At 54.7% G+C, this 19871-nt stretch carries 21 protein-coding genes; 11 read left to right on the top strand and 10 right to left on the bottom strand.

What is annotated here, in order from left to right:
* The first annotated feature begins 58 nt into the window (after window positions 1–58).
* On the top strand, window positions 59–319 hold the full coding sequence (locus HV334_RS14030; RefSeq protein ID WP_219916543.1) for a YnjH family protein: 261 nt from the start codon (window positions 59–61) through the stop codon (window positions 317–319).
* On the opposite strand, the gene HV334_RS14025 is transcribed toward HV334_RS14030, so the two are convergent.
* Window positions 279–692 carry a pyrimidine (deoxy)nucleoside triphosphate diphosphatase gene (locus HV334_RS14025; RefSeq protein ID WP_181220522.1) on the bottom strand — a complete coding sequence of 138 codons (414 nt, stop codon included), beginning with the start codon at window positions 690–692 and terminating at the stop codon, window positions 279–281. The two genes, HV334_RS14030 and HV334_RS14025, sit on opposite strands and share 41 nt — an antisense overlap.
* A 79-nt stretch (window positions 693–771) precedes the next feature.
* Between HV334_RS14025 and HV334_RS14020 the strand changes: the two genes are divergently transcribed.
* Both HV334_RS14020 and HV334_RS14015 read left to right on the top strand, forming a co-directional pair.
* On the top strand, window positions 772–1341 hold the full coding sequence (locus HV334_RS14020; protein ID WP_103766208.1) for a carboxymuconolactone decarboxylase family protein: 570 nt from the start codon (window positions 772–774) through the stop codon (window positions 1339–1341).
* Window positions 1334–1957: a CDP-alcohol phosphatidyltransferase family protein gene (locus HV334_RS14015; RefSeq protein WP_181220521.1), complete on the top strand. Its 624-nt coding sequence runs from the start codon at window positions 1334–1336 to the stop codon at window positions 1955–1957. Before HV334_RS14020 ends, HV334_RS14015 begins: the two co-directional genes overlap by 8 nt.
* A gap of 100 nt (window positions 1958–2057) precedes the next feature.
* On the opposite strand, the gene HV334_RS14010 is transcribed toward HV334_RS14015, so the two are convergent.
* The 7 genes from HV334_RS14010 to xthA form a co-directional block, all read right to left on the bottom strand.
* Window positions 2058–3365: a sulfurtransferase gene (locus HV334_RS14010; RefSeq protein ID WP_181220520.1), complete on the bottom strand. Its 1308-nt coding sequence runs from the start codon at window positions 3363–3365 to the stop codon at window positions 2058–2060.
* 86 nt (window positions 3366–3451) lie between these two features.
* On the bottom strand, window positions 3452–4084 hold the full coding sequence (locus HV334_RS14005) for an ATP-binding cassette domain-containing protein (protein WP_181220519.1): 633 nt from the start codon (window positions 4082–4084) through the stop codon (window positions 3452–3454).
* Window positions 4084–5619: a thiamine ABC transporter permease gene (locus tag HV334_RS14000; RefSeq protein WP_181220518.1), complete on the bottom strand. Its 1536-nt coding sequence runs from the start codon at window positions 5617–5619 to the stop codon at window positions 4084–4086. Before HV334_RS14000 ends, HV334_RS14005 begins: the two co-directional genes overlap by 1 nt.
* Window positions 5592–6761: an ABC transporter substrate-binding protein gene (locus tag HV334_RS13995; protein WP_181220517.1), complete on the bottom strand. Its 1170-nt coding sequence runs from the start codon at window positions 6759–6761 to the stop codon at window positions 5592–5594. Before HV334_RS13995 ends, HV334_RS14000 begins: the two co-directional genes overlap by 28 nt.
* Before the next feature lie 32 nt (window positions 6762–6793).
* Window positions 6794–7504 carry a TVP38/TMEM64 family protein gene (locus tag HV334_RS13990; RefSeq protein WP_181220516.1) on the bottom strand — a complete coding sequence of 237 codons (711 nt, stop codon included), beginning with the start codon at window positions 7502–7504 and terminating at the stop codon, window positions 6794–6796.
* A complete protein-coding gene (locus HV334_RS13985) occupies window positions 7501–8157 on the bottom strand; it encodes a TVP38/TMEM64 family protein (RefSeq protein ID WP_016156322.1) in 657 nt (218 codons plus the stop codon). Before HV334_RS13985 ends, HV334_RS13990 begins: the two co-directional genes overlap by 4 nt.
* Before the next feature lie 223 nt (window positions 8158–8380).
* Window positions 8381–9187, bottom strand: coding sequence for an exodeoxyribonuclease III (xthA, locus tag HV334_RS13980; RefSeq protein ID WP_181220515.1), 807 nt, complete (start codon window positions 9185–9187; stop codon window positions 8381–8383).
* 444 nt (window positions 9188–9631) lie between these two features.
* On the opposite strand from xthA, the gene HV334_RS13975 reads away from it, so the two are divergent.
* The 7 genes from HV334_RS13975 to ves all read left to right on the top strand — a co-directional run bounded on the left by HV334_RS13975 (window position 9632) and on the right by ves (window position 17418).
* Window positions 9632–10852 carry an aspartate aminotransferase family protein gene (locus HV334_RS13975; protein ID WP_181220514.1) on the top strand — a complete coding sequence of 407 codons (1221 nt, stop codon included), beginning with the start codon at window positions 9632–9634 and terminating at the stop codon, window positions 10850–10852.
* On the top strand, window positions 10849–11883 hold the full coding sequence (gene astA, locus HV334_RS13970) for an arginine N-succinyltransferase (RefSeq protein WP_016152846.1): 1035 nt from the start codon (window positions 10849–10851) through the stop codon (window positions 11881–11883). The genes HV334_RS13975 and astA overlap by 4 nt, the downstream gene beginning before the upstream one ends.
* A complete protein-coding gene (gene astD / locus HV334_RS13965; protein WP_181220513.1) occupies window positions 11880–13358 on the top strand; it encodes a succinylglutamate-semialdehyde dehydrogenase in 1479 nt (492 codons plus the stop codon). Before astA ends, astD begins: the two co-directional genes overlap by 4 nt.
* A complete protein-coding gene (astB, locus tag HV334_RS13960) occupies window positions 13355–14698 on the top strand; it encodes an N-succinylarginine dihydrolase (RefSeq protein ID WP_181220512.1) in 1344 nt (447 codons plus the stop codon). Before astD ends, astB begins: the two co-directional genes overlap by 4 nt.
* On the top strand, window positions 14691–15656 hold the full coding sequence (astE, locus tag HV334_RS13955; RefSeq protein ID WP_181220511.1) for a succinylglutamate desuccinylase: 966 nt from the start codon (window positions 14691–14693) through the stop codon (window positions 15654–15656). Before astB ends, astE begins: the two co-directional genes overlap by 8 nt.
* A gap of 349 nt (window positions 15657–16005) precedes the next feature.
* Window positions 16006–16491 carry an ATP-independent periplasmic protein-refolding chaperone Spy gene (gene spy / locus HV334_RS13950; protein ID WP_003030629.1) on the top strand — a complete coding sequence of 162 codons (486 nt, stop codon included), beginning with the start codon at window positions 16006–16008 and terminating at the stop codon, window positions 16489–16491.
* A 351-nt stretch (window positions 16492–16842) separates the two neighbouring features.
* On the top strand, window positions 16843–17418 hold the full coding sequence (ves, locus tag HV334_RS13945; protein WP_016152850.1) for an environmental stress-induced protein Ves: 576 nt from the start codon (window positions 16843–16845) through the stop codon (window positions 17416–17418).
* Here ves and cho read toward each other — a convergent pair.
* Together cho and nadE are read right to left on the bottom strand one after the other, a co-directional pair.
* On the bottom strand, window positions 17378–18265 hold the full coding sequence (gene cho, locus HV334_RS13940) for an excinuclease Cho (protein ID WP_219916535.1): 888 nt from the start codon (window positions 18263–18265) through the stop codon (window positions 17378–17380). The two genes, ves and cho, sit on opposite strands and share 41 nt — an antisense overlap.
* 133 nt (window positions 18266–18398) lie before the next feature.
* Entirely contained in the window at window positions 18399–19229 is an 831-nt protein-coding gene (gene nadE / locus HV334_RS13935; protein WP_103766219.1) for an ammonia-dependent NAD(+) synthetase, read from the bottom strand.
* Between the two features lie 208 nt (window positions 19230–19437).
* Here nadE and osmE point away from each other — a divergent pair, with 208 nt between their 5' ends.
* Complete coding sequence (gene osmE, locus HV334_RS13930) at window positions 19438–19779, top strand: osmotically-inducible lipoprotein OsmE (protein ID WP_003030621.1); 342 nt, start codon at window positions 19438–19440, stop codon at window positions 19777–19779.
* The last annotated feature ends 92 nt before the right edge of the window (window positions 19780–19871 follow it).

Below are 19871 nucleotides of genomic sequence, written 5' to 3'. Positions count from 1 at the left end.
TACCGTTATACTGAGCATAACTGTCAGTCAAAAAGGAAAGAATATGCGCCGTATAATCATGGCAGGAGCGTTGGCACTGGTGTCCAGCGCGACGCTGGCAAATCAGCTCTATCGCCCGGACGTGCAGGTGAATGTCCCGCCGGAAGTGTTCAGTTTCAGCGGTCAGCGGGCGCAACCCTGTAGTCAGTGCTGTATTTATCAGGATCAAAACTACTCAGAAGGGGCGGTGATTAAAGCGGATGGCGTTTTGCTTCAGTGCCAGCGTGATGATAAAACGATCAGCACGAATCCGCTGGTCTGGCGTCGCGTAAAAGGATAAACGCTTCTAATAGCGGGATATCGGCAGGCGCCAGCGGATAACGCAGCGCCTCTTCGGGTGAACACCAGACGATATCCTGATGCTCATACGCTCTCAGCTCCCCCTGATATGACGGTACATGCCAGGCATGTAAGTGAATGAGTCGGCCTGAAACCTCGCGTTGATGGCTGGCAATGTAGCGCCCAACGACCGCCTCGATGCCCAACTCTTCACGCAGTTCACGGACCAGCGCCTCTGGCTGACTTTCCCCCGGCTCAACCTTACCGCCAGCAAACTCCCACATACCTGACTGATCCGCATGCTGCGGGCGTTGAGCCAGTAAAATTTTGCCATCACGTTCAATGATAGCGGCGACCACGTCGAGGGTTTTCATTATATTCATCAAGATCTAACGGTAGAAAATGACATACTATCGTTATCTTTGTTTTATCTAAAGTATTCAGGAGCCACCGTTGAACGATCCTCAGTCGTGGGTAAAACCGTTAACGCGTATCCCTTCCAGTTTGCAACCGCTCGTTGCTACACAGAAAAAACATTATGGCGATGTGCTGCATCCCACGCGCTGGTGGGGGCGGATGCCGTTCCTGTTCTGGCTGGTGGCGCTGTTTGTCGGGTTTCTGGAGCGTAAAAAGGCACGCCTGTCGCCAGTGATGCGCGCGCTGTTGATGACCCGCGTTTCTCAGATGTGCCACTGCGCTTTCTGCGTTGACGCCAACAGTTTACGGCTGGCTGAACGCTGCGGCGCGCTGGATAAAGTCTTACAGGTTGCCAACTGGCAAGAATCGACGCTATTTAGCGCAGAAGAACGTGTAGGGCTGGCCTATGCTGATGCGGTCACCGCAACGCCACCACAGGTTGACGATGCGCTGAAAGCGCAGATGAAGCAGTATTTTACCGATGACGCCATTACTGAAATGACCGCGCTGATTGCGTTTCAAAATCTCTCGGCGCGTTTTAATGCCGCTCTCGATATTCCCTCCCAGGGACTGTGCGACAGTTTTAAAGGACGCCCGCATGCTTGACCGTCATCTTCATCCGCGATTAAAACCGCTTTTGCATCGCTGCGTGGGCATCATTGATCGACCGGCGATTACCCCGGACGGACTTACGCTGGTCGGTTTTGCTATTGGCGTGCTGGCGTTGCCATTTCTGGCGTTAGGCTGGTATATGGCGGCGCTGGTGGCTATTGTGCTCAATCGGCTGTTTGACGGGCTGGATGGGGCGCTGGCACGGCGCAGAGGGCTAACGGACGCGGGAGGATTTCTCGATATCTCGCTCGATTTTCTGTTTTACGCCTTAGTGCCGTTTGGTTTTATTCTTGCTGCGCCGGCGCAAAATGCGCTGGCAGGCGGTTGGCTGTTGTTCGCATTTATTGGCACCGGCAGCAGCTTCCTGGCCTTCGCCGCGCTGGCGGCAAAGCATCAGATTGATAACCCCGGTTATGCGCATAAATCGTTTTATTATCTGGGCGGACTGACCGAAGGAACCGAGACGATTTTGCTGTTTGTGTTGGGATGTCTGTTCCCGGAATATTTTGCCGTAATGGCGTGGGTCTTTGGCGCGCTGTGCTGGATGACGACGTTCACCCGGATCTGGAGCGGATATCTGACGCTGAAGGCGATCCAGCGTCAGGCGTAACGTAGTGCGTTGCCGGATGCGCTTCGCTTATTCGGCCTACAACGATGGTTTATGTAGGCTGGGTAAAGCGTTCTCGCCGCATCCGGCAACAATGACAATCTTACTTGCTGGCGTCCGGACCCCGTTCACCGCTGGTGACCGGGTTTTTTGGAGAGCTGCTCCACTCATACCAGCCGCCGTCGTAGACGGAGACGTTTTTCCAGCCCATTGCGCGGGCATACATAAACGTTTCCGAAGCACGCCAGCCGGTACCACAATAGAATGAGACCTGCTGCTGTGGCAGGATATTCCATTGCTTCCACATGGCGGCGATGTCATCGGCGCTGCGCATGGTGCCATCCGGATTATGGAAATCTTCCATGTGGGTGGAGTCGCTGCCTGCATGGCCCCAACGCGCCCCTGCGATCTCACCTTTTGGCTTAATGTAGCTATAGCCGCTGGTCGTACCGATAAATTCCGGCCATGAACGAATGCTCACCAAAGACGCATCCTGGCGATGCAGCAGACCGCGAGCCTGTTCCATATCCAGCATCAGTTGCGGTTGGGCAGGGATCGTCACGCCGAAATCAGGTTCAGGCTTCACCGTTGGTGCCGTACCGCGTTCGACCGGTAAACCTGAATCAGACCAGGTCTGCCAGCCGCCGTCGAGCAGACGAACATCTTTCACACCTGCATACAGCATAATTTGTGCCACGCGCGCGGCGGCGTAGACATCGCGGCCGTATAAAATCACCGTGGTGTCGTGGCGGATGCCGTGTTTCGCCAGCATCGCTTTGAGCTGCGCGTCGGACACTTTATTCCACAGCGGTTCGCTTTCGACTTCGTTGGTATCAATGTAGCCCGCGCCAGGGATATGGCTGAGCAGATACAACTTCGGCGCGCCCCAGGCGGCTTCAATCACTTTCCAGTCACCGGCCGGTTTGGCGGTCACCTCTTTACCCTGCTGAAGGTCGTGCAGCCACTGCGGGTAAACCAACTGTTCGAAGTGCGGCAGACGTTGCAGGCGGGCAGGGTCCGTAAGCGCATCGCTGAGGGTTGAGATAGCGTTAAAGCCGACTTTCTGCAGGCGGGATTTGACGGCCTGCATGTCAGTATCGCTGCCATACAATGCCACCGGCGCGTCGGTTTTCAGGTGATGCGCCTTAACCCAGGCGCTGAGTTGTTCATCATTCATCTTGTCGAGCCAGGCGGCAGACAGGTTCAGTGCGGAAGGCTCGTGTCCTGAAGGACCATTAAGCGATTGCGGCCAGCCGTTGTAAAAAGCGCTCTGACGGGTATCGATCGCCGCGCCTTGCTTTTGCTGTAACTGGTTGAGGGTGAGCGTCTGTGCTGTTTCAGCAGCCCAGGAAGAAGCGCAAGCGAGCCCTAAAGCCAGTGCCAGCGCGGTCATTTGAGAAACACGTTTCATCGAATAGCCCGACGTTGAAAAAGAGGACGACATTCTGTGCCGCCAGTTAAGTAAAAACCTTGCGTTAACGCAGCATATCGCCACATTCACGCCCAGTTTTCCATCTGTAATACGCGACCTGCTGGCGGAACGTCCTGCGCATCGTGGGTAACCTGGACCACCGGAATACCCAGTTTACGTACTTCGGTGAAGACCCACTGGAGAAAGGTATCGCGCAGCGACGCATCCAGCCTGCTAAAGGGTTCATCGAGTAACAGCGCCTGGGGTTGCGCCAGCAGCGCGCGAAGCAGGGCGACACGCGAGCGTTGCCCGCCGGAGAGCGAAGCCGGATCGCGTGAATAAAATCCTGCCAGGCCCGCGCGTGCGAGGGCGCTTTCCACCTCATGGCGTCTGGCGGGACCTTGCACGCTGGCGGGTAAGGCCAGCAGTAAATTCTGCCCAACGCTGAAATTGTCAAACAGCAGCGCATCCTGAAACAGAATGCCAATCTGGCGCTGCGCAGTAGGCAGTGTGTCTACGCGCTGTTCGTTGAGCCACAGTTCGCCTGACGCCTGAAACTGAGGAGACAACGCCCCGATCATCCACGAAAATAACGAAGACTTACCGCTGCCGGAAGGTCCCATAATGGTGACAATGTCACTTTTATTAACCTGGAAATTAACGTCCTTCAGTAGCGCCGTCGTACCCTGGTACAACGAAACGCCTTGTACAATGAGCATTAGCGGAGTCCTTGTCGAAAGCGGCCAATCCACGCAGCGAGAAACGCCGCCAGTGCGAAAATTATAAGCGGTAACAGAAGCTGCCATAGCGCCTGGGTTGCCAGAATGGCGGTGCTACCGCCGCTGCTTAATGCCACCGCTTCGGTGGTCAGCGTGGGATAGCGCCCGGCGCCTAACCACAGCGTCGGCATATACTGGGCGATACTGACTGAGAACCCTACCGCGAAGGCAACCAGCGCCGGGCGCGCCAGCTGCGGACATTTTACTTGCCAGAATATGCGCCCCCGGGTCCAACCCAGCGTTTGCGCAATCAAAATCAATCGTGGGTCAATGCGTTGCCACGCAGGTTTGAGCACAAACAGCATCCATGGCATCACCCACAGCAGGTGTCCCCAGACAATGGTTATCATCAGCCCATCCTGTCCGGCATATAACGCCAACAGATACTGTCCAGTTACCAGCGGCAGCGCAGGCAAAATGAGCGGTAGCCAGACCCAACGGTGTCCGGTTTGTGGACCCCATTCCAGCCAGGCAAAAAGTATCAGCAGCGCCAGCACGCTGGAGAGAAGCCCCAGTTGCAGGCTATTGCTGAGCGCCTCGCTATTTAGCGACGAATAGCTGGCGATCAGCGCCAGAACCAGCGCGCACACCACACCGCCAAAGGGCAAAAGTTGTACCAGCGAACGGCCGATTGTACAGGATGAAAAACGCAGGCGTTCCCCGTTTACTGCGGGAATAGTGCGTTGCCAGGCGCGCCAGAGCAGATACCCCACCAGCGCGATGATGAGTAGCAGCAGTACCAGCAGCAGGCTGGCGAGTGCTCCTTTAGCCTGTTGCTCGGCATCGCCCTGACTGAGCCATTGCCAGCTCAACACGGCAAGTGTTGGTGGGTTTCCGGGACCAAGGACGATTGCTACATCCACTACCGAGAGCGACCAGGCGACAATCGCCAGCATGGCTTTGCCTAACGCGGGGGCGAGAGAGGGCAGAACCAGCCAGTTCAGGCATTGCAGTCGGCTGTAACCCAGCGAATCCAGGACGATAACCTGCTGCGAAAGCTGTTTTTCACTCAGCAGAGCTGAGAGGATCCATAACAAAAAGGCACTCTCTTTTACCGCCAGCGTCACGCCAAGCCCAATGCCGTAGCGGTCAGGCTGGGGGCTGAGGAACGGGAGCCATTGCCAGAGCATGCCGCCTTCGGCAAAAACCAACAGCACGCTGGTGGCGAAGGCAACGTGCGGAATCGCCAGCAGCCACGGAAGACGCGTGCACAGACGCGCCCAGCCCGCGCCGGGCCATAAGGCGAGGATCGCCAGCAGGGCGATGATCAGCGCGCCGCCAGCCGCGAGGCTTACGGAAACCAGCGTTGCCAGTAACGCCTGCGGGAGTTGAGGATCGCTAAATAGCGCCAGCCAGTGTCTGGTGCTCAGCGCCGGCGTTATCAGAGAAAAAGCCGCTGGCGCCAGCGGCAGATAAACGCCCGCCATGATGGCCCAGAGTAGCAGAATTAATGTGTACCGTAGCGGCGTAGCCATTCTTGTTCCAGAGCGTTTACCCATGCAGCATGCGGTTCTGGCAGTACGGCAGGGAGCCCTTGTGGGATCCGCGCCAGCAGCGCATTACGCTGGTCGACAGGCAATTTTTGTGGATCAAGCACCGAAGGATCTCCCCAGACTGACGGGTCGGCTTTACGCAGCTGCGCTTCGGGTGAAAGCAGGAAATTTGCCACGACTTTCGCTCCGGCGCTGGCACGCGCATTCGCTGGAATGGTGACAAAATGCACGTTGCCGAGCATGCCCTGTGAGAAACCAAAACTATAGCTGCTTTTGGGTAATTCACCGCTGGCCACTTTTTGCTGCGCGTGGGCAGGATTAAAGGTCATTGATAAACGCAGGGTGCCACCGTTGAGCAGCGCATCCATTCGCGCGGGCGTGGGCGGAAAATCTTTACCTTCGCGCCACAGGGCAGGATGCAAAGCATCAAGGTAATGCCACAATGGAGCGGTAACGTCGGCGAATGTGGACGCATCGGGCGCTATTTTCAGCGCCTGCGGCTTGTTGGTGAGCGAAATTAACAACTGCTCAAGAAAAGCCGTTCCGGTAAAGTCTGGCGGGCGCGGATAGGTCACCGTGCCAGGGTGCGCCTGGGCAAACTCAAGCAGTGCCTGCGGGGATTGCGGCGGCTGCGCGGTGAGATCGTGCCTGGCAATAAAGGTGAGCTGTGCGCCGCCCCACGGTGATTCAGCCCCCTCCGTTGGAATGGAAAAGTCTTCGTTCACCGGTTTCTGGGTATCAACATAGCGCCAGTTAGGCAGCGTTTGTGCCCACTGGGTCTGTAGCAGCCCGGCTTCTTTCAGCGTGCGGAAATTTTCGCCGTTCACCCACAGTAAATCGACCGAGCCACCGGTTTTTCGCCCAGATGCCGCTTCCGTCTGGATACGTTTTACGGCGTCGGCGGCATCCGCCAGGCGTACGATTTTCAGGTTAATGGCATAGTGTGTTTTCATCTCGCCGCTAACCCAGTCGAGATACTGGTTAACTGCGTTGTCGCCACCCCAGGCGTTGAACCACACCGTCTGACCGCGGGCGTCATTTTTGATTTGCTGCCAACTGGCGTCCTCGGCGAAAGCCGCCAGCGGAGAGAGCAGCAAACTCAGGCACAATAAGCAGTAACGCATAATATCTCCCTTGCTAAAAATGGGGGAAAGACTCAGGTCTTTTTCCGTTGATGCTCAAGATAAAGGCTTCTGGCCACGGCAATCACCACGCTCAGAGCGAACAGGATGAACAGGCCGGTAACAAACCAAAATGTGCCGCCGGTTAACAGGCTACCAGCCCATGAATAGACGATAGTGGCCGGTAACTGACCGATGCCGGTGGCGATGAAGAAATGGCGAAAACGAATCGAGGTCAGGCCTGCTGCGTAGCTTACCGGGTCGAACGGCACAAAAGGTAACAGGCGACAGACAAGAATTGTGTGCTTGCCATAGCGCTCGAAAAAAGAGTCCATGTTGTTCAGCACCGTTTTTCCGGTCAGTTTTTCCACCGCGCTGCGACCTAAAACGCGGGCAATAAAAAAGCACAGCGCCGCGCCTGCCATCGCGCTGCTCCAGGACAGTACGCCGCCCCAAAATGCGCCAAACAGCGAGGCGTTGGCAAAGGTGATCACAAAGGCGGGAAGCGGTGCGACGATGGCCTGTAAGATCATCAGGAAGAACGACACGACCGCCGCCTGGGTTCCGTAAGAACGAATGAAGTTCTCAAGAGCATGCTGATCGATCGTGGTAAATGCCGCCAGGCTGGCGTGAAGAAAATCACTCACGCCAGGTATCCACGCCCACGCCATCAGGGCGAGCAGCAGCAGGGCAAGCAAGCTTATACGGTAATAGCGTGTCCGCCGCGCTTTATTCATCTTGATCATTTACCCGCGTACTCGTGACCGGGCGCCGGATCGACATGTTTATGTCGCGCCCAGGCTTTGGCGGCCTGAACGAGGACGAATAGCGCCAGCCCCGCAACGCTGAGCTTACCGATAAATGCCCAGCTAATCCCTTCGCTGGCCAGTTCGTGCGACATCAGCGTATAGATAAAGATGCCGGGCAAGGTGGTTAGCGCAGATATCACGGTAAATGACCAGAACGGAATGGCCGTCAGCCCATAGGCATAGTTTTGAATGTTATAGGGGAACAGTGGCACGAGCCGGGTCAGGATCAGAAAGTCTACTCCACTATGGGCAATGCCTTTTTCGATAGCCTGAAACGTTGCCGTATGGCCAACGTATTTCAGCAGTAATTCCCGGCCAAGCCAGCGAGCCAGCATAAACGACAGCGCCGAAGCCATGGTTGCCGCCACTAACGAGATAAGCGTCCCTGTCACCGGGCCAAACAGCACACCGCCGACGATCACCAGAATGCTGCCAGGGATCAGACACAGCGCGGCAACTATAAACAGCAGGATATAAAGGGTATAGCCGAACAGGCCGCTTTGGCGGATGACATCTTGTAAATGATGGAAATTGGTGATCAGATCGGTCAGACCGTAATGATGGAAAACTCCCGCCAGAACGCAGAACAATACCGCAACAATTAGCAGCCGGTATTCTGCGTTATGCGAACTTCTTTTTCATGGGGGTTCTCCTGTAAAACCGAGTGCAATGTGGCGTTTTCGTCAGCGAAAAGTGCGCGCGAAGATATAATAAATTTCCGGCTGCAACAATGTATTACCGTGGCTTTATTGATTTTGCACAGAATAAACAGACTCTCCAGGCCAGGCCCGGAGAGTGAAAATACGCAGACGATCAGACGCGGAATTTAGCCCATACAGGCGCATGGTCGGACGGCTTTTCCATGCTGCGGATTTCATAGTCGATGCCGGTTTCTTCGCAGCGCTCCGCCAGCGGTTTGCTCGCCAGCAGCAGATCAATACGCAGGCCACGGTTATCGTCAAAGCCTTTTGAGCGGTAATCAAACCACGAGAACTGGTCGTTCTTTTCAGGCCAGGCGTGACGGTAGGTATCTACCAGGCCCCAGCCCAGCAGACGCTCCATCCACTCGCGCTCTTCTGGCAGGAAGGAACATTTGCCGGTACGCAGCCAGCGTTTACGGTTCTCTTCGCCAATACCGATATCGAGGTCGGTTGGGCTGATATTCATATCGCCCATGATCAATACCGGATTGTCGCGCTTCAGTTCAGTCTCCAGGTAGTTTTGTAGGTTCTGATAAAACGCGGCTTTGGCCGGGAACTTGGTTTCATGGTCACGGCTTTCGCCCTGCGGGAAATAGCCGTTAATCACCGTGATGCTGCCCAGAGGCGACGGAATTTCCGCCATGATGATACGGCGCTGCGCTTCTTCGCCATCACCCGGGAAGCCACGACGCACCGCAATCGGTGTTTCTTTCATTAATAGTGCTACGCCGTAATGGCCTTTCTGACCGTGATAAAAGACGTTATAACCCAGCTTTGCTACCTCTTCGAGAGGGAACATATCGTCGTGGACTTTTGTCTCCTGTAAGCCAATAACATCCGGTTGGTGTTTTTCGACAATGGCTGCCAGTTGATGGGGACGGGCACGCAGGCCGTTGATATTAAAAGAGACAAATTTCATAGTCGCTGCCACTTTGCAAGATGAATAGTGCAAGGATGGTAGCAGAATTTCTGCAGGCTGACTGCTTCTTGTCACCTGATTCCAACAATGATTGCTAATGGTGTTAACGATGGAGCAAAAACTGCACCGTTTTGGCGCGTAGCGCGTCGGAATAGAGCAATAATTTCCGATAAATTTCGTATACGATCACAATTCCAGAATTATATTTGGCGACTGAATAAAATTGCGTTTTTTCCTCTGTTTAGTCATCTGGTACGCAAACATATTCACTTTATATGCACATACAGTGAATATCGTCAGGTTGTAACTCGTTGATATTCCGTCACCGCCCTCCGTTTATGCACTTTTTTCGCTGGCTGGCACGAAGCCTGCAATCTACATTTACACCGCAAACACTATATTTATTAACATATAAATAACCTTTTATTTACCGTTGAGGTCGCTATGTCTCTGTCAATTACGCGTGAAAATTTTGATGAATGGATGATGCCCGTATACGCTCCGGCCCCTTTTATTCCGGTGCGTGGCGAAGGTTCACGTCTGTGGGATCAGCAGGGTAAAGAGTATATCGATTTCGCGGGAGGCATTGCGGTTAACGCGCTGGGTCATGCACATCCGGCATTGCGCGAGGCATTAAACGACCAGGCGAGCAAATTCTGGCATACGGGAAATGGCTACACCAACGAGCCGGTGCTGCGCCTGGCGAAAAAGCTGATTGATGCCACTTTTGCCGAGCGTATTTTCTTCTGTAACTCTGGCGCAGAAGCTAACGAAGCGGCATTAAAACTGGCACGTAAATATGCCCACGATCGTTTTGGTAGCCAGAAGAGCGGCATTGTGGCGTTTAAAAATGCTTTCCATGGTCGCACGCTGTTTACCGTCAGCGCCGGAGGACAGCCCGCCTATTCACAGGACTTCGCGCCGCTGCCGCCGGATATCCACCATGCCGTGTATAACGATCTCGACTCTGCCGGTCAACTGATTGATGACAACACCTGTGCGGTTATTGTGGAGCCGGTGCAGGGGGAAGGCGGCGTAGTGCCGGCAACAAACGCCTTTTTGCAGGGGCTGCGTGAATTATGCGATCGCCATAATGCGCTGTTGATTTTTGATGAAGTTCAGACCGGGGTTGGCCGTACCGGCGAACTGTATGCCTACATGCACTACGGCGTTACGCCGGACCTGCTGACGACAGCAAAAGCGCTGGGCGGTGGTTTCCCCATCGGCGCACTGCTGGCGACAGAGCGTTGCGCCAGTGTGATGACGGTCGGTACGCACGGTACAACCTATGGCGGAAACCCGCTGGCCACTGCGGTGGCGGGAAAACTGCTGGAAATTGTTAACACGCCGGAAATGCTTAACGGAGTGAAACAGCGACACGACTGGTTTGTGGAGCGTATTAACGCCATTAACGAACGTTTTGGACTGTTTAGTGAAATTCGTGGACTCGGACTGCTGATTGGCTGTGTGCTGAACGCGGAATTTGCCGGGAAAGCAAAACTCATCTCGCAAGAAGCGGCGGTTGCCGGAGTGATGGTGCTGATTGCTGGCGCTAATGTGGTGCGGTTTGCGCCAGCGTTAAACGTCAGCGAAGAAGAAATCGCCACCGGACTGGATCGCTTTGCGCTGGCCTGCGAACGCATTAAAGCAGGAGGTTCATCATGATGGTGATTCGTCCCATTGAACGCGCTGATATCACCGCGCTGATGCAGCTTGCCAGTAAGACCGGCGGCGGGTTGACCTCGCTACCGGCGAATGAAGCTACGCTGATGGCGCGTATCGAACGTTCGCTACAAACCTGGCGCGGTGAGTTGCCCAAAAGTGAGCAGGGATATGTGTTTGTGCTTGAAGACAGCGCCAGCGGAACCGTGGCAGGGATTTGCGCCATTGAGGTGGCGGTGGGGCTTAACGATCCCTGGTACAACTACCGGGTCGGTACTCTGGTGCACGCCTCGAAAGAGCTGAACGTGTATAACGCGCTGCCGACGCTGTTTCTGAGTAACGATCACACGGGCAGTAGCGAACTTTGTTCTCTGTTTCTCGATCCGGACTGGCGTAAAGAAGGCAACGGCTATTTGTTGTCGAAGTCGCGCTTTATGTTTATGGCGGCCTTTCGTGATCGATTCAATGAGAAGGTCGTGGCCGAGATGCGCGGCGTGATCGATGAACACGGCTACTCTCCGTTTTGGCAAAGCCTCGGCAAACGTTTTTTCTCAATGGAGTTCAGCCGGGCGGATTTTCTCTGCGGCACCGGGCAAAAAGCCTTTATTGCTGAACTGATGCCTAAGCATCCGATTTATACCCATTTCCTGTCTGACGAAGCGCAAAGCGTGATTGGTCAGGTGCATCCGCAAACGGCTCCTGCGCGGGCGGTGCTGGAGAAAGAAGGATTTCGCTACCGCAACTACGTCGATATTTTCGACGGCGGACCGACCCTGGAGTGCGATATTGACCGGGTACGGGCTATCCGTAAAAGCAGGCTGGTGGAGGTGGCTGAAGGGCAGCCTGCGCCGGGCGACTATCCTGCTTGTCTGGTTGCCAATGAAAATTATCAAAATTTCCGCGTCATGTTGGTTCGTGCCGACCCGGATACTCAGCGTCTGGTACTGACGGCGGCGCAACTGGACGCCCTGAAATGTCACGCGGGCGACCATGTACGTTTTGTGCGTCTTTGTGCAGAGGAGAAAACAGCATGACATTATGGATAAACGGCGACTGGGTGACGGGGCTGGGCGAGCGTCGGGTGAAAACCAATCCCGTAAGCGGTGATGTGCTGTGGCAGGGGAATGATGCCGATGCAGCCCAGGTAGCGCAGGCGTGCCGGGCCGCGCGCGCAGCCTTTGCCGGTTGGGCTAAACAGCCCTTTGGCGCACGCCAGGCCATTGTTGAAAAATTTGCTTCATTACTGGAAAGCAATAAAGCCGAACTCACACAGATTATTGCCCGGGAAACCGGCAAACCCCGTTGGGAAGCCGCTACAGAACTGACGGCGATGATCAATAAAATTGCCATCTCCGTGAAAGCCTGGCATGCGCGTACCGGAGAGCAGCACAGCGAATTACCGGATGGCGCAGCGACGTTGCGCCATCGCCCGCACGGCGTGCTGGCGGTTTTTGGCCCGTATAACTTCCCTGGCCATTTACCCAATGGTCATATTGTTCCGGCACTGCTGGCAGGCAACACATTGATTTTCAAACCCAGCGAGCTGACGCCGTGGTCCGGTGAAGCCGTGACAAAGCTCTGGGAGCAGGCGGGATTGCCGCCGGGTGTGCTGAACCTGGTGCAGGGCGGTCGCGATACGGGGCAGGCGCTGAGCGGGCAGGACGATCTCGATGGCCTGCTGTTTACCGGCAGTGCCAATACTGGTTATCAACTGCATCGACAGCTATCCGGCCAGCCGGAAAAAATCCTTGCTCTGGAGATGGGGGGCAACAACCCGCTGATTATTGAGAACCCGGAAGATATTGATGCCGCAGTGCATCTGACTATTCAATCCGCGTTTGTCACCGCCGGACAGCGTTGTACCTGCGCCCGTCGCCTGTTAGTTAAAAAAGGCGCGCAGGGGGATGCGTTCCTGACGCGCCTGGTGGACGTCAGCGAGCGTTTAATGCCCGGCAACTGGGATGCAGAACCGCAGCCATTTATTGGCGGGCTGATTTCCGAACAGGCCGCGCGGCATGTCTATGATGCCTGGCAGCGTCTGGAGTCGTTAGGGGGCCGGACGCTGTTAGCGCCACGTCTGGTGCAAGCCGGAACGTCACTGCTCACCCCAGGGATCATCGAACTGACCGGGGCGGCGAACGTACCCGATGAAGAGGTCTTTGGACCGCTGCTTGGCGTCTGGCGTTATGACAGCTTTGATGACGCAATTCGTATGGCGAACAACACCCGCTTTGGATTGTCGTGTGGGTTGGTTTCCCCCGATCGCAGCCAGTTTGATCAACTGCTGCTCGAGGCGCGGGCCGGGATCGTCAACTGGAATAAGCCGTTAACCGGCGCGGCGAGTACAGCGCCGTTTGGCGGCGTTGGCGCTTCCGGGAACCATCGCGCCAGCGCGTGGTATGCCGCAGATTATTGCGCCTGGCCGATGGCAAGTCTGGAATCACCGGCCTTAACGCTGCCAACGACGCTTAGCCCCGGCCTGGATTTTTCTCGCGAGGATAAGCTATGAAAGCCCGTGAGGTAAATTTTGATGGTCTGGTGGGGCTGACCCACCACTATGCGGGGCTGTCATTTGGTAATGAGGCCTCAACCAAACATCGTTTTCAGGTATCGAACCCGCGTCTGGCGGCGAAGCAGGGTCTGCTAAAGATGAAAGCGCTGGCGGATGCGGGATTTCCCCAGGCGGTGATCCCGCCTCATGAGCGGCCGTATATTCCGGTGCTGCGTCAGTTGGGCTTTACCGGCCGCGACGAACAGATACTGGAGAACGTGGCGCGTCAGGCGCCTCACTGGCTCTCCAGCGCCAGCTCCGCATCGTCTATGTGGGTGGCGAATGCGGCAACGGTCTGCCCTTCAGCCGATGCGCTGGACGGGAAAGTGCATCTGACGGTGGCGAATCTGAATAATAAGTTTCACCGTTCGCTGGAAGCGCCGACCACCGAAGCGTTGCTACGGGCGATTTTCCGTGATGAGAATAGTTTTACGGTCCACGGTGCGTTACCCCAGGTTGCGCTATTCGGTGATGAAGGTGCGGCAAACCATAACCGCCTCGGCGGGGATTACGGCGACCCTGGCGTACAGCTGTTTGTTTACGGTCGTGAAGAAGGGAATGCGTCCCATCCGCAGCGCTATCCGGCGAGGCAATCCCGTGAGGCCAGCGAGGCGGTCGCCCGACTGAATCAGGTTAACCCGCATCAGCGCATTTTTGCCCAACAAAACCCGGACGTTATCGATCTTGGCGTGTTTCATAACGATGTGATTGCGGTGTCGAATCGCCAGGTACTGTTTTGTCATCAGTTGGCGTTTGCCAGACAGCAGGCGTTGTTCGAGCAGTTACGCAGTCAGGTGGCAGGTTTTACCCCGCTGGAAGTCCCGGCTGCGGAAGTGTCGGTGCAGGATGCGGTGACTACCTATCTGTTTAACAGCCAGTTACTGAGCCGTGATGACGGTTCGATGATGCTGGTCCTGCCGCAGGAGTGTCGGGAGCATGCGGGCGTGTGGCGGTATTTGAACCATCTGCTCGAGGAAGACAATCCGATCGATGACCTGCAGGTATTCGATCTGCGTGAAAGTATGTCCAATGGCGGCGGTCCGGCATGTCTGCGCCTGAGAGTGGTGCTTACGCCACAGGAGCTGCAGGCCGTAAATCCGGCGGTTATCATGAACGATAATCTGTTTAACACGCTGAATAATTGGGTCGACCGTTACTATCGCGATCGTCTTACCGCCGCCGACCTTGCCGACCCGCAGCTGTTACGTGAGGGGCGTGAAGCGCTGGATACGTTGACGCAATTGCTCAACCTCGGCTCTGTGTATCCCTTCCAGCAGGAGAGGACCAGCCATGGATAATTTTCTGGCCCAGACGCTGGCAGGGATAACCCCCGAGACAACCGAGGGCACAGCTCGCGGCTTTTCCTGGCAGTGGATTGGTCACGGAATTCTGGAGCTGACGCCGGACACTCCGGCGGAATATTCGCTGGTGCTGTCTGCGGGGATCCACGGCAATGAAACGGCCCCGGTAGAGATACTTGATTCAATTCTCTCCAGGCTGTTTAGCGGTGAACTGACGCTGACATGGCGGCTGCTGGTGATTCTGGGGAACCCGCAGGCGCTGGCGGCGGGACAACGTTATTGTCATAGCGACCTGAACCGTATGTTTGGCGGCCGTTGGCAGATTTTTGCCGCGAGTGAAGAAACGCACCGAGCTCATCAGCTTGAGCTGTGTCTGGAGGATTTTTATTCGCGGGCGAAAGAGCCAGTACGCTGGCATCTGGATCTGCACACCGCGATTCGCGGCTCGCAGCATCTGCGCTTTGGCGTGTTGCCACAACGCAACGTTGCCTGGGACGAAGATTTTTTGGGATGGCTGGGAGAGGCTGGGCTGGAGGCGCTGGTTTTCCATCAGACACCTGGCGGCACGTTCACCCATTTTAGCGCTGAACATTTTGGCGCGCTGGCCTGCACGCTGGAACTGGGTAAAGCGCTGCCGTTTGGACAAAACGATCTGACTCAGTTTGCGCAGACGGCAGATGCGCTGGCGAAGCTGCTGCAGGGCGAGCGAATGTCACCGGGAGAAACATCTCCGCTACGTTACCGCGTGGTGTCGCAAATCACGCGGCGTAGCGACGATTTCATTCTTCACATGGATAACCAGACGCTCAACTTTACCCCTTTTACAGAGGGCACCTTGCTGGCGCAGGACGGTGATGAACGTTTTACCGTCACCCATGATGTTGAATACGTTCTTTTTCCAAATCCAAACGTGGCCTGTGGTTTACGTGCCGGATTGATGCTCGAAAAATTGTGACAAATATATATGCCCTTTTTGTTTATCCCTAAGGGCTTATTTTTGCGTGCTGTTTTTATTTATTACGGATTATTCCTGGTGAATTGCTTTCTTAATAATCAGGGATGAGGTATAGTTCTTCATAATCCCTTCAAAATCATTCTGTTGTAATTTTTTATTGCAACTCTGCGCAATTTATTCTTTTTTTCTCCATAATTGATGAAAGTTTGTTTTTTACACTTTCATTGTTTTACCGTTGCTCTGATTAATTGACGCTTAAGCCGGTAAAGTTAATCTCGTCAACACGACATCACATTGCATAAGAGTCGCATGAGTGTCGTCAAAATAACTGAAAGAAAGGATAGAAATTATGCGTAAACTGACTGCTCTGTTTGTTGCCTCTACCCTGGCGCTGGGCGCTGCTAACCTGGCCCACGCCGCTGACACGACAACAGCTGCGCCAGCTGATGCCAAACCAATGATGCACCACAACGGTAAGTTTGCCCCGCATCACGACATGATGTTTAAAGACCTGAACCTGACCGATGCGCAGAAACAGCAGATTCGCGAGATCATGAAAGGTCAGCGTGATCAGATGAAACGTCCGCCGCTGGAAGAGCGCCGCGCAATGCACGACATCATCGCCAGCGATAGCTTTGATAAAGCGAAAGCGGAAGCGCAGATTGCGAAGATGGAAGAACAGCGCAAAGCCAACATGCTGGCGCATATGGAAACCCAGAACAAGATTTACAACATTCTGACCCCGGAACAGAAAAAGCAGTTTAATGCCAATTTTGAGAAGCGTCTGACAGAACGTGCCGCGCAGAAGGGTAAAATGCCGCAAGCTGCTGAGTAATCGTTCAGCGTCTACACTATATCATTCACGCTGTGTGTGCTGATTGCCGCACAGTGTGAAATCAAACTCAAGACCGCCGCTCTTGTCCACAACACGTTTAACGAGGTGGGCAGGATCGGCGGTTTTTTCTTTGCTGCCTCTTGCACTGCGCTTGTGCCACGTTATTCTCCTGAAGCCCGCGAAAATTCCACCTGGAGGGCGCGTTGTTCTTTTTTGCAAAACACCGGGTTCATCGCTAAGGCAAATCAACTCTGCTGCCGATAACAATAATCTGCAGGGTGAACATAACAATGATGATTTATGGCTGCCTGTTTATGGTGGGCTGCCGTGCTGCGCCTTTCTGGAGGGATGATGGAATACTTTGATATCCGCAAAATGCCGGTCAATCTGTGGCGAAATGGTGCGGGAGAAACGCGTGAGATTTGCTGTTTTCCGCCAGCAACACGAGATTTTCACTGGCGGGCGAGTATCGCCTCCATCGCAGCGAATGGAGAGTTTTCTCTTTTTCCCGGCGTAGAACGCGTGATTACTCTGCTGGAAGGCGGAGAAGTGACGCTGGAAGAGCCGAACACCTTCACGCATACCCTGAAACAGCATCAGCCTTTTACCTTTGCCGGTGACAAGGTGGTAAAAGCGAAGCTGACGGAAGGGCAGATGTCGATGGATTTTAATATCATGACCCGACGGGATGTCTGCCAGGCAAAAGTCAGAGTTGCCGATCGCACCTTTACGACCTTTGGTTCGCGCGGCGGCGTGGTGTTTGTTATCAGCGGAGCCTGGCAACTGGGTGATAAGCTGTTGACCGTCGATCAGGGTGCAAGCTGGCACGACGGTAAACACACGTTACGACTGCTGGAGCGCGAGGGGAAACTGCTGTTCAGCGAGATCAACTGGATGCCGGGGCATTCTCCGGACTCAGTTCAATAATGTCATATTGACCAGACAGAATAGGCCGGCAGAGAATTTTGTAGCCATCTTGATCAAAGCCGGCCGGCATTCGCGCCAGTGTAGCTGCCTCATCCAGCGTTGAAACGGCTCCCAGCCACAGCCAGTTATTGATGATATGGTACTGCGTCATTTCAGCGCGGGTTTCCTGCAGCGCAATGGCATTGCTCCACGGCCAGCAGATTACGCGCACTCTTTCCAGGGCTTCTACCAGACGCAAATGATGCGCTTCAGGGCTTTCTTTCCCACAGCAGGCTCCGGCGCAGCGTTTAAGCGCGGAGCGAAAACAGGCGCGCCCTTGGCTGAGGGGTTCCAGTCCCAACAGGCCGTAGCACAGCTGTTGTTCATCGGCGAGGCTTTGCAGCGTCTGTAGCGCCGCGCGGCGGTTGGCAAACAGGCCAAACAGATTGGGGGCGTGGGAGAAATCAATATCTCGTGCGTAGACCACCTGAACCGTTCGGTCGGTAAGCTGCAAGGCACACAGCTGGCGATTGCGTCGCAGCCGTTTGTTAAACAGGGGCTGCTGTTCTTTGATAAGCCGCGCTTCCAGCAGCAGGGCGCCAATTTCTCCGGCCGTACAAATCCAGCTAATGCGCCTGGCCTGACGCAGCATACTCGCTTCGTCTGCGGTACGCAGATGCGCCAGCACACGGCTGCGAATATTGACGCTTTTACCAATATAAAGCGGCATGGTGTCGCTATCACTGTGAAACAGATAGACGCCTGGCGCGGTGGGAAGCGCACTCAAAAACGGGCGCAGGTGCTCGGGATATTCATAGATTGCCGCTGCCTCAAATGTCAGACGAGGGGCTGATTGACGCTGTACCACTGTTGACTCCAGATGCTGGTTATTCATCCAGTGTAGCAGTTTGAGGACGATTAAAAAAGCGGCATGAGATTCAGCAGGCTAATGCCAGATAGTGCCAATCCTGGCGCCACCCGGCATTTTGAAGGGAAAAGGATTACGCTTTTTTCCAGAAATCATCAAACACGGTGATCGGGGTGCGACGTTTATGCTCAGTTTTCACGTACCAGCCTTCAATTTTTTTCGCGACGTCGGGATCCAGCGTTTTTCCTTCCAGATAGTCGTCGATGTTGTCGTAAGTGACGCCGAGTGCGGCTTCATCCGGCAGAGAAGGGCGATCGTCCTCGAGGTCGGCAGTTGGTGCTTTCTTATATAAGTGCTCCGGGCACCCCAGCGCGGCGAGCAGTTGTTTGCCCTGGCGCTTGTTCAGACGAAATAGTGGGTTAATGTCGGTACCGCCATCGCCGTACTTAGTGAAAAATCCGGTGATGGCTTCTGCAGCATGATCGGTACCCACGACAACGCCGCTGGTCATGCCGGCGATACTGTATTGTGCCTTCATACGTTCACGGGCTTTTTCATTGCCACGCACAAAATCGCTCAGTTCAATACCCGCTTCACGCAGGGCCTGCTCGCTGGCCAGCACCGCGCCCTTAATATTGACGGTCAGTACGCGGTCCGGTTGAATAAAGGCGATGGCATCCTGGCAGTCCTGCTCATCGGCCTGAACGCCATACGGTAGGCGTACGGCAATAAACTGCAGTGCGTCATTACCCGTTTCTTTTCGCAGCTCGGTGATCGCCATCTGGCACAGTTTTCCCGCGAGCGTTGAGTCCTGTCCGCCGCTAATTCCCAACACCAACGATTTCAGAAAGGGGTAGGTCTGCAGATACGATTTCAGGAAATCCACGCTGCGGCGAATTTCTTCTTCTGCATCGATGTGCGGTTTTGCGCCAAGCGCCTGGATTATCTCTTGCTGCAGAGTCATTTAACCCCCTCCGAAAAAAAAATGATCAAAAAATGATGTGTTAAAGCTAACGCGTTGAGGCCCAAACGACAAGGGATGCGAGCCTGATATAGCATCATTTTGTTTTAATAGAATTTTCCGAAACCACCTAAGTATCCTCTGATTGCTTGAAAAATGCGTTGTTGTGCTCCAGGCTTATATAACACGCTGAAATACAAGAGGACGGAATATGAACAAGAATCTAACAGGAATTCTGAGCGCAGCGGCTGTTTTGACTATGCTGGCAGGGTGTACGGCCTACGATCGTACGAAAGACCAATTTGTTCAGCCCGTGGTGAAAGATGTGAAGAAAGGGATGAGCCGGGCGCAGGTAGCGCAGATTGCCGGTAAACCGTCTTCCGAAGTCAGTATGATCCATGCGCGTGGGACGTGTCAGACCTACATCCTGGGTCAACGAGATGGTAAAGCTGAGACCTATTTTGTTGCTTTAGATGACACCGGACACGTGATTAACTCTGGCTACCAGACCTGCGCAGAGTACGACACTGACCCGCAGGCAGCGAAGAAGTAACAACTGATTATTGCCTGAGCACTCGGGAAAACCGGCCACTGCGCCGGTTTTTTTATGTCACACGATCTTAATTATTGACGCGAATTATTTAC

The sequence above is a fragment of the Citrobacter sp. RHBSTW-00944 genome, from assembly GCF_013615435.1.
In the GTDB taxonomy this organism is placed as follows: domain Bacteria; phylum Pseudomonadota; class Gammaproteobacteria; order Enterobacterales; family Enterobacteriaceae; genus Citrobacter; species Citrobacter braakii.
Note: the sequence above shows the minus strand (reverse complement) of the source record. Positions and strands in the feature narration are given on the sequence as shown.